Source organism: Sphingomonas sp. J315 (assembly GCF_024666595.1).
GTDB lineage: Bacteria > Pseudomonadota > Alphaproteobacteria > Sphingomonadales > Sphingomonadaceae > Sphingomonas.
The window spans coordinates 1632841-1647649 of sequence record NZ_CP088296.1 but is presented as its reverse complement, the minus strand read 5'-3'; the positions used below and the strand labels follow the sequence as shown (position 1 = coordinate 1647649).

Here is a 14809-nt window from a genome sequence, read left to right as displayed (position 1 = left end):
CGTGCTGTCGTAAGGGCCTAATACAGTGTCCGGTCCGATGCGTTACGACACCCTTTATCCCGAGATTTCGGACCCACGCAGTCCTGCTGTCCCGCCCCGGCCCGCGATGGCGGGCGGCGCGCCGCCGCTGGGCGACTATACCGTCAATTTGCCGGTCATCGTCCGCAAGCGGAAGTGGCGCTGGATCCCGCGGCTGATCGGCATCGCGATCCTGTTGTTCATCGCCGCCGTCGCCTGGCTGGTGTTGACCGCACCGCTCAGCAAGTCGCTCGAACCGCCGGTCCCGCCCTCGATTACCTTGCTGTCGGCGGAGGGGACGCCGATTGCGCGCACCGGTGCGGTGGTGGGCAAGCCGGTGGATGCGTCGAAGCTGCCCGACCATGTCGTCCAGGCGTTCGTCGCGGTCGAGGATCGCCGCTTCGAATCCCACTGGGGGGTCGATCCGCGCGGCATCATGCGCGCCTTCGTCAACAACATGTTCACCGACAACAGCCGTCAGGGTGGCAGCACGATCACCCAGCAGCTGGCGAAGAACGCCTTCCTCAATTCCGACCGCACCTTCGGGCGGAAGTTTCAGGAGGTGCTGATCTCCTTCTGGCTGGAAGCGTGGCTGACCAAGAACGAGATCCTCTCGCGCTACCTGTCCAACGTCTATTTCGGCGACAATCAATACGGCCTCGATGCGGCCGCGCGCCATTATTTCAGCCGCCCCGCGGCCGATCTGACCGTGGCGCAGGCGGCGATGCTGGCGGGTCTGGTCAAGGCGCCCTCACGGCTCGCCCCCCTCGTCCAATCTTGCCGGCGCGCGCGAGCGGCAGGCGGTGGTCGTAGGCACGATGGTGGATGCCGGCTTTCTTACCGAGGCGGAGGGCAAGGCGGTGCAGCCCGCGCGACTGCGCCTGTCCAGGGTCAAGACGCTGCCCAGCGGCACCTATTTCGCTGATTGGGTGCTGCCCGAAGCGCGCGACCGCTCGGGCGAGATCGTAACCAACACGACGGTCACCACCACGCTGGAGGCGAAGATGCAGCGCGCCGCCGAACGCGCGGTGCGCAATGCGGGTCTGCGCAAGGCGCAGGTGGCGATCGTTGCGATGCGCCCCGATGGCCGCGTGATCGCGATGGTCGGCGGCAAGAATTACGCCGAGTCGCCTTTCAACCGCGCGACCCAGGCGCAGCGCCAGCCGGGGTCGACCTTCAAACTGTTCGTCTATCTCGCCGCATTGCGCTCGGGCATGACCCCTGACTCGATCGTGCGCGACGAGCCGGTGACGATCGGCGACTGGAGTCCCAAGAACAGCGACGGGCGCTATCGCGGCCCGATCACGCTGCGTGAGGCCTTTGCGCGGTCGAGCAACGTCACCGCCGCGCGGCTGACCCAGCGGGTCGGAGTCGCCGCCGTGATCCGTGCCGCGCGCGATCTCGGCATCACCTCGCCCATTCCCAGCGAGGCGTCGATCGCACTCGGCACGTCGAGCGTTTCGCTGATCGAACTGACCGCCGCCTATGCCGCGATCGCCAGCGGCACCACACCCGTGCGCCCGCGCGGTCTATCCGACGCCGATGAGCCGGGCTGGGCGGCGCGGCTGACCGGCGCGACGCGGTCGCTCTCGCGTGCCGAGCTCGAGGGGATGCGCGAGCTGCTCGCCGCGACGGTGACCGAGGGCACCGGGCGTAGTGCGGCGCTGGCGATCGACACCTTCGGCAAGACCGGAACGACGCAGGACAATCGCGACGCGCTGTTCCTCGGCTATTCCAACGGCATCATCACCGGCGTGTGGATGGGCAATGACGACAACAGCCCCAATGCGGGCCTCGCCGGCGGCGGCATGCCCGCGCGGGTATGGCGCGATTTCATGAGCCAGGCGCTGGGCGTCGCGGCGCGGCCGCGGCCCGAGCCGGTGGTCGAGAACGTAACCGACGTCCTGATCGAGGATGGCGAGAATTTCATCGGGGACGGGATCGAATTCGAGGGCAGCTTTGGCGGCCGTGAACTGGGCGTGCGCGTCAATCGCGACGGCAGCATCGAAATGACTCGCCCGCGGCGTGATCCTGCGCCGGATGAGGAGTTCGAGGAGCCCCGCGACCGTGGCCGACGCGACGACCGGCGGCGGGAGCAGGTTCTGGAGGACGAGTTTTAGGCGGGGATTTCTGCCCCGTCCCAGGCGAAGCACTTGCCGCTGTCTCCGGGCTTGAGCCCCTCGACCACATCCAGCAATTGCAGCGCCGCGCGCTCGGCGTCGAACAGCTTGCCCGGCGCGATCGTGCCGCGGAAGGGTGCCGACAGCTGAGTATCCACCGTTCCGGGATGCAGACCGATCACGATCGACCGGTCGTTGCGTCGCCGTGCGTCGATCGCGAAATTGCGGATCAGCATGTTGAGCGCCGCCTTGGACGCGCGATAGCCGTGCCACCCGCCCAGCCGATTGTCCGAGATACTCCCCACGCGCGCGGACAGCGCGGCGAACACGGGGGTGCCAGTGCGCGCCATGAGCGGCAGGAAATGCTTGGCGATCAGCGCCGGGCCGATCGTGTTGATCGCGAACACGCGCGCCAGCCAGTCTGGGTCAAGATCGCGCAACGCCTTTTCCGGCCCGCGCTCGCCCTCGCCAAGGATGCCCGTCGCGACGAAGATCAGCGACGGTGGTGGACCGTCGGCAACCCGCGCGGCGGCGGCTTCGATGCTGGCCTCATCGGTCAGGTCGAGATGCGCGTCGCCCGCCAGCGATCGGCCGAAGCGCCACACCTTCGCGTGCGCCGCTTCCTCCTCCAGCGCATCGGCAATGGCGCTTCCGATCCCGCCAGTCGCGCCGATCACCACGGCGCTGCCCCCGCTCACAGGTCGAGCTTCTCGTAATCCGCCGGCGGGTTGATCCCCTCCATCCGCTCGGCAAGCAGCGGACGGAAGCTCGGGCGGCTCTTCATCCCGACATACCAGCGCTTGGCCTGTTCGTGGCTCTTCCAGTCGATCCCGCCGAGATAGTCGGCAACGCTGATCTGCGCCGCAGCCGCCAGATCGGCGAGGCTCATCGTCGCGCCGCCCAGCCAGGTACGGTGGTCGAGCAGGAAATCGATATAGTCGAGATGCGCGACCGCCGCCTTCATCGCCTCCCGCAATGCGCCGCTGTCGGGCGTCGCGCGCTGGACGATGCGCTTGATCATCCGCTCGTTGAGCAGCGGCCCGGTGATATCGCGGAAGAATTGCGTGTCGAACCACGCGACCAATCGGCGGATTTCGGCGCGGTCCGCCGCGGTGCCGTTGAGCAATGCGGCCTTGCTCACCGTCTCCTCGAAAAACTCGCAGATCGCGACCGAATCGATCAGCACCACCCCGCGATCGTCGGCCATCACCGGGGTCTGGCCCGCCGGGTTCATGTCGAGAAACTCGTCGCGCCGGGCCCAGGGCGATTCGCGCACCGGCTCATAGCCGACGCCCTTCTCACCGAGGACGAGGCGCACCTTGCGCGAGAAGGGGCACAGGGGGAATTGGTAAAGCTGCCACATGACCTAAGGCTTTAGGCGGCGCGGGGTGGCGGCGGCAAGGGAAGAAGCCTCAGACCTGGCACCGAGCGTTGGCGATCTTCCATTCAATGCGACCGCCATTGGCGTGAATGCCCATCAATTCCCGCCGGTCCCCCTTGCGATAGGTCGGGACACATTCAGCGGCTGGGTTGACCACAAGGGTGCTGCCATCGTTCAGCCGTACCGAGATAGCCAGGCGAGCAATCGCCTTCCTGTATTTGTTGGCATCGACGAAAGGTCGCGCAGACACAAAGGTTGCCGTGGCGCGTAGCGGCTCCTGCTGGCTTGGCTGCGGCCACCACGCCATCCCCGCGATCAGGCACAGCATCCCGCCAACTGCGACCGCAGCGCCTATCTCTCGGCGATCAGCATGGAACACGAGCGCTACTCCGCCGCGACCATCTCCACGCTGTCATCCAGCGGATGCGCCAGCCGCGTCAGCATTTCCTTCGGTACCACCTGCCAGAAATGGCCGCGCACCCGGTCCCAATCCTCGAGCAGACCGCGCGACCATTTGCTGTCGGTCGCCTCGGCATGGTCGGCGACCAGGTTCTTGAGCACCGCCTCCCAATGCAGCGAGGTCAGGCGTTGCCACACGATGCTCTCGCCATTGGCGCGCGCGTCGAAACTGCCGCTTTCGTCATAGATGAACGCCATGCCGCCGGTCATGCCCGCGCCGAAATTCGCGCCGACCTCACCCAGCACCACCGCGACGCCGCCGGTCATGTACTCGCAGCCATTGGCACCGCAGCCCTCGACCACCACCTGCGCGCCCGAATTGCGCACGGCGAAGCGCTCGCCCGCCTGACCCGCGGCGAACAGCCGGCCTGAGGTCGCACCGTAGAGCACGGTGTTGCCGATGATCGTATTGTCCTGGCTGGCCAGCGGCGAGCTGACCAGCGGGCGCACGACGATGGTGCCGCCCGACAGGCCCTTGCCGACATAGTCGTTGGCGTCGCCGAACACTTCGAGCGTCACGCCCTTGCACAGGAACGCGCCGAGCGACTGGCCGGCCGATCCGCGCAGGCGGATCTGGACGTGACCGTCGTTGAGCTTCGACATGCCGAACGCCTTGGTGATCTCGCTCGACAGCCGCGTGCCGACGGCGCGGTGGGTGTTGCGGACATTGTAGGCGAGCTGCATCTTCTCGCCCCGTTCGAACACCGCGCGGGCGTCGGCGATGATCTGTGCGTCGAGGCTGTCGGGCACCGCATTGCGCCAGGTCGACAGGCTGAAGCGCCGCTCGCTCTCGTCCGCGTCGACCTTGGCGAGGATCGGGTTGAGGTCGAGATCGTCGAGATGCTCGGCACCACGGCTGACCTGACGGAGCAATTCGGTGCGGCCGATCACCTCGTCGAGGCTCTTGCAGCCGAGCTTGGCGAGAATCTCGCGCACTTCCTCGGCGATGAAGGTCATCAGGTTGATGACCTTTTCCGGCGATCCGGTGAACTTCTGGCGCAATCGCTCGTCCTGCGTGCACACGCCGACCGGGCAGGTGTTGCTGTGGCACTGGCGCACCATGATGCAGCCCATCGCGACGAGGCTGAGCGTGCCAATGCCATATTCCTCGGCGCCCAGGATCGCGGCGATGACGATGTCGCGCCCGGTCTTGAGGCCGCCATCGGTGCGCAGCTTCACGCGGCCGCGCAGGCCGTTGAGGGTCAGCGTCTGGTTGACCTCGGACAGCCCCATTTCCCACGGCGTCCCGGCATATTTCACCGAAGTCTGCGGCGACGCGCCGGTGCCGCCGACATGGCCGGCGACCAGGATCACGTCGGCATGCGCCTTCGCCACGCCCGCCGCGACGGTGCCGATGCCCGCACTGCTGACCAGCTTGACGCACACCCGCGCGCGCGGGTTGATCTGCTTGAGATCGTAGATGAGCTGCGCCAGGTCCTCGATCGAATAGATGTCGTGGTGCGGCGGCGGCGAGATCAGCGTCACGCCCGGCGTCGAATGGCGCAGCCGGGCGATAAACTCGGTCACCTTGAACCCGGGCAGCTGCCCGCCCTCGCCGGGCTTGGCGCCCTGTGCGACCTTGATCTCCACTTCCTCGCACGCGCCGAGATATTCGGCGGTAACGCCGAATCGGCCGCTCGCGATCTGCTTGATCGAGCTGTTGGCGTTGTCGCCATTGGCATAGGGCTTGTAGCGGATCGAATCCTCGCCGCCCTCGCCCGAAACCGCCTTTGCGCCGATGCGGTTCATCGCGATCGCCAGCGTCTCGTGCGCCTCAGGCGACAGCGCGCCCAATGACATGCCCGGGGTCACGAAGCGCTTGCGGATCTCGGTGATCGCCTCGACCTGGTCGATCGCAACGCCTTCGGTCGGGAAGTTGAACTCCAGCAGATCGCGCAGATAGACCGGCGGCAGATCGCGCACCCCGCGCGAGAATTGCAGATAGGTCGAATAGCTGTCGGTCGACACCGCGGTCTGCAGCGTGTGCATCAGCTGCGCCGAGTACGCATGCGTCTCGCCGCCATGCCGCTGACGATAGAAGCCGCCGATCGGCAGCGTCGCGACCGCGCTGTCATAGGCGGCATCGTGGCGCATCTGGGCGTTCAGATGCAGCGAGGCATAGCCCTCGCCCGAGATCTTCGCGGGCATGCCGGGGAAGAAGTCGTTGACCAGCGCGCGGCTGAGCCCGACCGCCTCGAAATTATAACCACCGCGATAGCTGGAGATCACCGCGATCCCCATCTTCGAGATGATCTTGAGCAGGCCTTCGTCGATCGCCTTGCGGTGGTTCGTCAGGCACTGCTCGAACGTCATATCGCCGAACAGGCCGCGCGCATGGCGATCGGCGATCGCGGCTTCAGCCAGATAGGCGTTCACCGTGGTCGCGCCGACGCCGATCAGCACCGCATAATAATGCGTGTCGAGGCATTCGGCGGTGCGGATGTTGACGCTGGCATAGCTGCGCAGCCCCTTGCGCACGAGATGCGTGTGCACCGCCGCCGCCGCCAGCACGCCGGCGATGGCGATGCGGTCCGGGCCGACGGCCTCATCCGTCAGGAAAATCTCGGTCTTGCCCGCGCGGACCGCCTGTTCGGCCTGAAGCCGGATATCGGCAATGGCGGCGCGGAGCGTCTCCGGCCCGCCACCGGCGGGGAAGCTATAGTCGATCTCCGCCGCCTGGCTGCCGAAATAGCCCTTGAGCCGCGCCCAGTCGCCATTGGTCAGCACCGGGCTTTCGAGCACCAGCACCTTGTTCGCGGTCTGCGCCGTGTCCAGGATGTTGGCGAGATTGCCGAACCGCGTCTTGAGCGACATCACATGACGTTCGCGCAAGGAATCGATCGGCGGGTTGGTCACCTGGCTGAAATTCTGGCGGAAGAACTGGCTGATCAGGCGCGGCTTGTCGCTGATCACCGCAAGCGGCGTATCGTCGCCCATCGACCCGACCGCCTCCTTGGCGTCGGTCACCATCGGCGACAGGATCAGCTCCATATCCTCCAGCGTCTGCCCCGCCGCCACCTGGCGACGCGTCAGCTCGGCGCGGGTCCATGCAGGGGTCGCATCCGCCGCATCGGGCAGATCGTCGAGCCCCATGAACTCGCCGATCATCGACGCGTAATCATATTCCCCGGCGATGCGGTCCTTGACCTCGCCATCGGTGTAGAAACGCCCTTCCTCGAGATCGACCGCGATCATCTGGCCCGGCCCCAGCCGCCCCTTGGCGACCACGGTCGCCTCGGCCAGCTGAACCATCCCGGTTTCGGACCCCACGACCAGCAGCCCGTCGGACGTGCGGGTGTAGCGCAGCGGGCGCAGCGCGTTGCGGTCGACGCCCGCCACGGCCCAGCGACCATCGGTCATCGCGAGCGCGGCGGGGCCGTCCCACGGCTCCATCACGCTGGCGAGGTACTTGTACATCGCGAGATGCTTGTCGGGCATCGCATCGATCGCCTGCCACGCTTCGGGAACCAGCATCAGCTTGGCGGTCGGCGCGTCGCGGCCGGAGCGACAGATCGCCTCGAACACCGCGTCAAGCGCGGCGGTATCGGACGCACCCGCCGGGATCACCGGCTTGATGTCCTCCGAATGCTCGCCGAACGCGGTCGCCGCCATCTTGATCTCGTGGCTGAGCATCCAGTTCTTGTTGCCGCGGATCGTGTTGATCTCGCCATTATGCGCGAGGCAGCGGAACGGCTGGGCCAGCCACCATTGCGGGAAGGTGTTGGTCGAATAGCGCTGATGGAAGATCGCGACGCGGGAAACGAAGCGTTCGTCGCGCAGGTCGGGATAGAATTCCGACAGCGACTCGGCGAGGAACAGCCCCTTGTAGATGATCGAGCGGCACGACAGGCTACAGATGTAGAAGCCGCTGATCTGCGCCGCGATGATCCGCTTTTCGATGCGACGGCGAACGAGGTAGAGGTTCTTCTCGAACTCTGCCTCGCTCTGTTCGTCGGGCATCGGCCCGGCGATCATGATCTGCTCGATCTCCGGCCGGGTCGCCTGCGCCTTTTGCCCGATGACCGAGACATCGACCGGCACCTGCCGCCAGCCATAGATGGTGTAGCCCGCGTCGATCAGCACGCTTTCGACGATCGTGCGGCACGCCTCCTGCGCGCCCAGGTCGACGCGCGGCATGAAGATCATGCCGACCGCAAGCCGGTTGGGCAGCACGCGATGCCCGCTGGCGAGCACCGCATCGTCAAAGAAGCGCAGCGGCAGATCGACATGCAGCCCGGCGCCATCGCCGGTCTTGCCATCGGCATCGACCGCGCCGCGATGCCACACCGCCTTCAAGGCATCGATCGCACCCTGCACCACGCGGCGCGACGGCTGTCCGTCGATCGCCGCGACCATGCCCACGCCACAGGCATCGCCCTCGAACTCGGGGCGGTACATGCCCTCGCGGGCGAGGCGTTCGCGCTGGGTTTCGGTGGTCATGCTGCTTCCATCTTGTTCCGGGCCGCGCCGGCGACCTTCTGTCCCTTCAACCACGCATGCATCCGCTCGCTGACATCGCGCCCGTCGCGGATCGCCTGGACAACCAGGCTCGCGCCCTTGACGATGTCGCCCGCGGCGAACACCCCGTCGAGGTTGCTCATCATCGTGCGCGCATCGGTGCGGACGGTGCCCCAGCGGGTGACGCCCAGTTCGGGCGCGTCGAACAGCACCGGCAGGTCTTCGGGGTCGAAGCCCAGCGCCTTAATCACCAGATCGGCGGGGACGTCGAACTTGGCGTCGGGATCGGGTTCGGGGGCGCGGCGACCGCTGGCATCGGGGGCGCCAAGGCGCATACCTACAGCCTTCACTGCCGTCACCTGATCGACGCCGTCGAACGCCTCGGGGGCGGAGAGCCAGACGAACTCGACGCCTTCTTCCTCGGCATTGGCGGTTTCGCGCTGGCTGCCCGGCATGTTGGCGCGGTCGCGGCGATACAGGCACTTCACCGATGCCGCCCCCTGGCGGATCGCGGTGCGGACGCAATCCATCGCGGTGTCGCCGCCGCCGATCACGACGACATGCTTGCCCGCCGCATTGAGGCTGCCATCCTCGAACGCCGGGACGCTGTCGCCAAAGCTCTTGCGGGTCGACGCGATCAGGTAATCGAGTGCGTCGACTACGCCGTTCGCGCCGACGCCGGGCGCCTTGATTGCGCGCGGCTTGTACACGCCGGTCGCGATCAGGATCGCGTCGTGCTTCTGGCGCAGCTGCTCCAGCGTTGCGTCCTTGCCGACATCGAAGCTCAGGTGGAAGACGATCCCGCCCGCCGCCAGCCGGTCGGTGCGGCGCGTGACGACATGCTTCTCCAGCTTGAAGCCGGGGATGCCATAGGTCAGCAGCCCGCCCGCGCGGTCGTGGCGATCATAGACATGGACGTCATAGCCGAGCACGCGGAGATATTCGGCGGCGGTTAGACCCGCTGGACCCGCGCCGATCACGCCGACCGACTGGCCGCGCGCCGGGCCGGGTTGCAGCGGCTCGACCCAGCCTTCTTCCCACGCTGTGTCGGTGATGAACTTTTCGACCGATCCGATCGTGACCGTACCGTGGCCCGAGGACTCGATGACGCAATTGCCCTCGCACAGCCGGTCCTGCGGACAGATGCGGCCGCAAATCTCCGGCATGGTCGAGGTGCTGTTCGACAGCTCATAGGCTTCGCGCAGCCGCCCTTCGGCGGTCAGGCGCAGCCAGTCGGGGATGTGGTTGTGCAGCGGACAATGCACCGTGCAGTAAGGCACGCCGCATTGCGAGCAGCGCCCGGCCTGCTCCTCGGCGCTCGGCGGCGCGTAGCGCTCCGCAATCTCGCGAAAATCCTGCGCGCGCAGTTCCGGATTGCGCTTGGGCGGAAACGCCTGCGCACGATCGACGAATTGAAGCATCACATCCTTGCCCATGCGGCGCGGATGACAGCATTTTGTTGCGGAGTCGAGGGGAAATGGCGAAATAGGGCAGTTATACTGTCATACTAAATCGTAACAATCGCGATCGTTTCAATGTTGCGCAATTTCATTTCAAACTTATACCCGATCCGGCCCTACCGAACGGAAAGGAACAGCATGGCCGCCGCACCGAGTGCGATTCGGTACCAAGCGAACGGTGCAAAGCCGAAGCGACCGACGATCTTCACGAACGCCTTCACCACCAGCAGTGCGACGATGAACGATACGCCCAGCCCGATGGCAATTCCGCCCAGATCGTCGGCGTTCAGCAGGTCACGATCCTTGTACAGCGAGTAAACGGTCGCCCCTGCCATGGTCGGCACCGCGAGGAAGAAGCTGAACTCTGCCGCCGTCTTGCGCTCGACCCCCATCAGCAGCGCGCCCATGATCGTCGCGCCCGACCGGCTGACGCCCGGAATCATCGCGATGCACTGGACCAGCCCGATCGCGACTGCGGTAGGCAGCGGCATCGTCTCGACCCGCTCGACCTTCACCACCTTGACCATGCGTTCAATGACCAGGATCGCGATGCCCCCGACGATCAGCGCGACCGCGACGGTCATCGGCGACTGGATCAGTTGGCGGATCCCCTCATATGCGACCGCGCCGATCAGCATCGCCGGGAGGAAGCCGATCAGGATGTTGCGCGTGAACCAGATCGCCTCGCGCTCCCCGCGCAACAGGCCCGTGCCAATCCCCCAGAAGCGCCGCCAGTAGGCGACCAGCACCGCCAGGATCGCGCCGAGCTGGATCGCGATCTTGAACGCGACCGAGCTTTCCCCAGTAAAGCCGAGCAACTCGCCTGCGAGGATCAAATGTCCGGTCGACGATACGGGCAGGAATTCGGTCAGTCCCTCGATAATGCCGAGGATGATGTAGATGGCGATGTCGCTCACGGCGCGCTCCCCCTGCCGGGCGCGCCGGCCGTTATACTATGCCGGATATGGCGATCAGGCGTGGCGCGCGTCGGCGAACCGGCCATGTTTGCGATACTGGACCAGCCAGTGCGGAGCGACCGCGCCCAGCGGGGTGGGCGCGATGTCGAACGCCGCCAGACCCTCGCCCGACGCGACATTGTCCTGCTGGAGCATCAGCCACTGATCCCAGGTGATCGGCGCGCCGGGCAGGAAGCCGAGCGAGGCGAGTGCGGCACCCGCGACATCAGGCAGCTCGACCACCGGCTTGTCGCGCCCGATCGCGCCGAGCAGCCAGTTGTGGAACTGGGTAAAGCTCATCACGTCCGGCCCGCCCAGCTCGATCGTCTGGCCGGCATAGCGCGTCGGTTCGGCGATCGCGCGGGTCACCGCCTGCGCGACATCGGCGACCCATACCGGCTGGATCTTCGTCCCGCCCTTGAGCACCGGCACGAACGGCAGCATCGCGGCGAGGGCGGCGAAGCGGTTCACGAACTGGTCCTCGCGCCCGAACATCAGGCTGGGGCGCAGGATGGTGGCATTGGGGAAGGCGGCGCGGACTGCAGCCTCGCCATCGCCCTTCGACCGGCCATAGGCGGAGGGCGAGTTCGAATCGGCGCCGATCGCCGAAATCTGGACGAAGCTCGCGACGCCCGCATGGGCAGCGGCCTTTGCGGCATTGTCCGATCCGACCGCGTTGACCGCGTCCATTCGGCTCCCGAACACCCCGACCAGATTGACCACCGCGTCCGACCCGGCGACCGCGCGCGCCAGCGTCTCGGGGCGCGTCACATCGGCGGCGACGAACTGGGTCTGACCCAAGCCGCCGAGCGGCTTCAAAAACCAGGCGCTGCGCGGATCGCGCTGGGCGATGCGCACCCGCGCACCCGCCTTGAGCAGGCTTTGCGCGATATAACGCCCGGCGAACCCGCCGCCGCCGATCAACGTCACCAGCCTGTCCTTCATCGCGCCCTCGAAAAATTGTCGAAACCCTGACCTTCCCCATGCCGCGCACCGCGCCAAAGGGCAATGCTGCATTGGCGCTACCCCCTCCCGCTGCGACCGGCACAGCGCTATGGAGGCGCCATGATCACCGATCCCTTCGCCCTGTTCGACGTCTGGTATGCCGAGGCGCGCACCACCGAGCCCAATGACTCGAACGCGATGGCGCTCGCGACGGTCGGCGCGGACGGCCAGCCCTCGCTGCGCATGGTGCTGCTCAAGGGGCATGGGCCGGACGGCTTCACTTTCTATACCAACCGCGAGAGTCGCAAGGCGGGCGAGCTGGACGCGACCCCGCGCGCGGCATTGCTGTTTCACTGGAAGTCGCTGCGTCGCCAGATCCGCATCGAGGGGCGGGTCGGACGGGTGGCCGACGCCGAATCCGATGCCTATTTCGCAACGCGCAGCCGCGACTCGCAGCTCGGCGCCTGGGCCAGCGACCAGTCACGCCCGCTGCCCGACCGCGCGACGTTCGAGGCGCGCTTCGCCGAAATGCAGGCGCGGTTCGAAGGTGGCGACGTGCCGCGCCCGCCGCATTGGGGCGGCTATCGCGTCACGCCCGAGCGGATCGAGTTCTGGAACGACCGTGCCCATCGGCTGCACGAGCGCCGCCTATTCGTCCGCAACGGCGAACATTGGGACGAAGGATTACTCTACCCATGAGCGCCACGCCGACCCGCGCCGCAATCGCCAGCGTCGTCGCGGCGCTGCTGCTGGGCGGGCTCAAGGGCTATGCGGCATGGACCACCGGGTCGGTCGCGATGCTGGCGAGCCTGTCGGATTCGCTGCTCGACCTGATCGCGTCGCTGGTCACTTTGGCCGGGGTACGCATTGCAGCGCAGCCCGCCGACGCCAATCACCGCTTCGGCCATGGCAAAGCAGAGGCGCTGGCGGCGCTGTTTCAGGTGGTGCTGATCTCCGCCTCCGCCGCCTTCATCGCGGTCCGCGCGATCGAGCGGCTGACGAGCGGCGATGTCGCCGCCGATCCGGAGGCGGGAATCATCGTCTCGGTCATCGCGATCGGCGTGACGCTCGCGCTCACCGCCTATCAGGCGCGCGCCATCGCCGCGAGCGGATCGATCGCGATCCGCACCGACCGGCTGCACTATCAATCGGACCTGTTCCTCAATGCCGGCGTGATCGCCGCTCTGGTCCTCGAATCGGTGCTGCACCTGCGCGGCGCGGATCCGGTGTTCGGCATCGGCATTGCCCTGTGGCTCCTCTGGGGCGCATGGCACGCGGCAAGCGACGCGATCGGCCAGCTGATGGACCGTGAATGGCCGGAGGAAAAGCGCCGCGCCTTCATCGCCTGTGCCGCGTCGATCCCCGGCTTCGAAAGCCTGCACGACCTGCGCACCCGCACCAGCGGATCGCAGGATTTCGCCCAGTTCCACATCCATGTTCCTGCCACGATGAGCGTGGCGGAGGCGCATGATGTGGTCGAGGCGCTGGAACTGCGGCTCGAATCCGAATTTCCCGGCACCGAAATCCTGATCCATGTCGATCCGGAGGGGCAGGTCGACCGCCCCGGCGAACCGCTGCGCGAGGCGAATGAGCTGAAGGGTTAGAGTTGGATTCAGCTCCGCTGAATCGCGGCACCGGCCCGCTTCCCCACCCGGCCACCCAGCGGTAGTATGAAATGGGTGGCCGGGTGGGGAAGCGGGCCGGTGCCGCAACCGTTTCAGCTTTGCTGAAACAAACTCTAGCGCCCCGCCAGCGCCGCGCGCTCGGCCTCGGCGTCGAGCGGTTCGCCGGCCATCATCTCCTGTGCGTCGCGCATGATCGCAGCGCTTGCCGATCCGGCTTGGCGATAATCGGTCTGCGCCTGCGCGCTCCCGCCATAGAGCCGTTCGATCCGCCAGTTCTTGTCGGCCGCACAGGCGATGCCGCCGGAACCGGCGCGCTCGAAACTGCGGCACAGCGTGCCACCCTTGTCGCGAAAGCTCACCCCGATCCGCACCGGCCCGTCGCTCGCTTGGCTCGAGGCCAGCTGCGTATCGAGCGCGCGGGCAAGGTCGCCACGCGCAATCGCCTGGCCCTGTTCGAACGCGATGCCCGCCTCGCCGCCGCGCGGCATCAGCAGCGCGCCGCCGAACAGGCCGGCGACGAGGCTGGCCGCAACCGCGCCCATCCAGATCGGGCGCTCGCGGCGCGCGGTTGAAGGGCGAGCAAGCGGGACGACGCGCGCCGACTCCGCGAGCATCGCCACGACCGAGTGCGGCGGCGGCGCATCGGCGACGGGCGCGAAGGCCGTGCGCAGCGACGTGATGAGTGCGCGATGCGCCTCGACCTGCTGCGCCAGCGCGGGATCGGCGGCAATCGCGCGCTCGACGCGCTTTGCGGCGAGCGGGTCGAGTTCGCCATCGGCATAGGCCATCAGCATTTCGGGATCGATCGTCACGCCGCTTCTCCCAGCTTGGCCATCAGCGCCTCACGCCCGCGCACCAGCCGCGAGGTCAGGGTACCGATCGGGATCTCGAGGATCTCGGCGGCCTCGCGATAGGCAAAACCCTCGACGACGACCAGCGCCACCGCCTCGCGCTGTTCGGGCGGCAGCGTCCGCATCGCACGCCCGACATTGCCGAGCTCGACCATCGCCTCCTGCGACGCGCCAACGCCGACGCTCTCGCCGGCATCCGGCGGGACGAAGGTCTCGCCGCGCCGGGTCTGCGCGCGGACGGTATCGATCCAAAGATTTCGCATCAGTCGGGCCATCCAGCTATCCAGTCGTGTCCCAGGCTGCCATTGATCGCGCCGGAGCAGCGCGCGCTCGACCGATGCCTGCAACAGATCGTCAGCGTCGGCGGCGTCGCGCGCCAGTGCGTGCGCGAACCGTCGCAGACGTGGTAGCAGGTCGAGCAGCTGCTCCTCGAAACGCAAGTCTCTGGCTTCCTTTCGGTCGTTCGGGGATGAAACGGATGCCGCCATTCGTTTCATCCAGCATGACGCAGAAACTTTTCGAGTTCTAGTCACATG

At 66.9% G+C, this 14809-nt stretch carries 11 protein-coding genes and 1 pseudogene; 3 read left to right on the top strand and 9 right to left on the bottom strand.

Translation table 11 applies throughout. The features are described 5' to 3' along the window. Positions 1-37: 37 nt before the first annotated feature. Positions 38-2138: pseudogene (locus tag LRS08_RS08430) on the top strand (transglycosylase domain-containing protein). Here LRS08_RS08430 and LRS08_RS08425 read toward each other — a convergent pair. The 7 genes from LRS08_RS08425 to LRS08_RS08395 all read right to left on the bottom strand — a co-directional run bounded on the left by LRS08_RS08425 (position 2135) and on the right by LRS08_RS08395 (position 11797). Continuing rightward, the gene (locus tag LRS08_RS08425; RefSeq protein WP_257844082.1) at positions 2135-2836 is read right to left on the bottom strand and encodes an SDR family NAD(P)-dependent oxidoreductase; all 702 of its coding nucleotides are present in this window, start codon (positions 2834-2836) and stop codon (positions 2135-2137) included. The pseudogene LRS08_RS08430 and the gene LRS08_RS08425 overlap by 4 nt on opposite strands. Next, positions 2833-3501 carry a glutathione S-transferase family protein gene (locus tag LRS08_RS08420; RefSeq protein WP_257844084.1) on the bottom strand — a complete coding sequence of 223 codons (669 nt, stop codon included), beginning with the start codon at positions 3499-3501 and terminating at the stop codon, positions 2833-2835. The genes LRS08_RS08425 and LRS08_RS08420 overlap by 4 nt, the downstream gene beginning before the upstream one ends. Before the next feature lie 49 nt (positions 3502-3550). After that, on the bottom strand, positions 3551-3847 hold the full coding sequence (locus tag LRS08_RS08415; protein ID WP_260481561.1) for a hypothetical protein: 297 nt from the start codon (positions 3845-3847) through the stop codon (positions 3551-3553). A gap of 56 nt (positions 3848-3903) precedes the next feature. Then, positions 3904-8418 (bottom strand): glutamate synthase large subunit, encoded by a 4515-nt coding sequence (gltB, locus tag LRS08_RS08410; protein ID WP_257844086.1) that lies wholly within the window; start codon positions 8416-8418, stop codon positions 3904-3906. Next, positions 8415-9872 (bottom strand): NAD(P)-dependent oxidoreductase, encoded by a 1458-nt coding sequence (locus LRS08_RS08405; protein WP_257844087.1) that lies wholly within the window; start codon positions 9870-9872, stop codon positions 8415-8417. The genes gltB and LRS08_RS08405 overlap by 4 nt, the downstream gene beginning before the upstream one ends. A 140-nt stretch (positions 9873-10012) precedes the next feature. Continuing rightward, positions 10013-10813, bottom strand: coding sequence for an undecaprenyl-diphosphate phosphatase (locus LRS08_RS08400; RefSeq protein ID WP_257844088.1), 801 nt, complete (start codon positions 10811-10813; stop codon positions 10013-10015). 54 nt (positions 10814-10867) lie between these two features. Further along, complete coding sequence (locus LRS08_RS08395) at positions 10868-11797, bottom strand: complex I NDUFA9 subunit family protein (RefSeq protein WP_257844089.1); 930 nt, start codon at positions 11795-11797, stop codon at positions 10868-10870. A 120-nt stretch (positions 11798-11917) separates the two neighbouring features. Between LRS08_RS08395 and pdxH the strand changes: the two genes are divergently transcribed. Together pdxH and LRS08_RS08385 are read left to right on the top strand one after the other, a co-directional pair. Continuing rightward, on the top strand, positions 11918-12496 hold the full coding sequence (pdxH, locus tag LRS08_RS08390; protein ID WP_257844090.1) for a pyridoxamine 5'-phosphate oxidase: 579 nt from the start codon (positions 11918-11920) through the stop codon (positions 12494-12496). Beyond that, entirely contained in the window at positions 12493-13401 is a 909-nt protein-coding gene (locus LRS08_RS08385; protein WP_257844091.1) for a cation diffusion facilitator family transporter, read from the top strand. The genes pdxH and LRS08_RS08385 overlap by 4 nt, the downstream gene beginning before the upstream one ends. 134 nt (positions 13402-13535) lie before the next feature. Here the strand turns inward: LRS08_RS08385 and LRS08_RS08380 are convergent, their stop codons facing one another. Beyond that, positions 13536-14234 carry an anti-sigma factor family protein gene (locus tag LRS08_RS08380; protein WP_257844092.1) on the bottom strand — a complete coding sequence of 233 codons (699 nt, stop codon included), beginning with the start codon at positions 14232-14234 and terminating at the stop codon, positions 13536-13538. Continuing rightward, positions 14231-14713, bottom strand: coding sequence for an RNA polymerase sigma factor (locus LRS08_RS08375; protein ID WP_257844093.1), 483 nt, complete (start codon positions 14711-14713; stop codon positions 14231-14233). The genes LRS08_RS08380 and LRS08_RS08375 overlap by 4 nt, the downstream gene beginning before the upstream one ends. Positions 14714-14809: the final 96 nt, after the last annotated feature.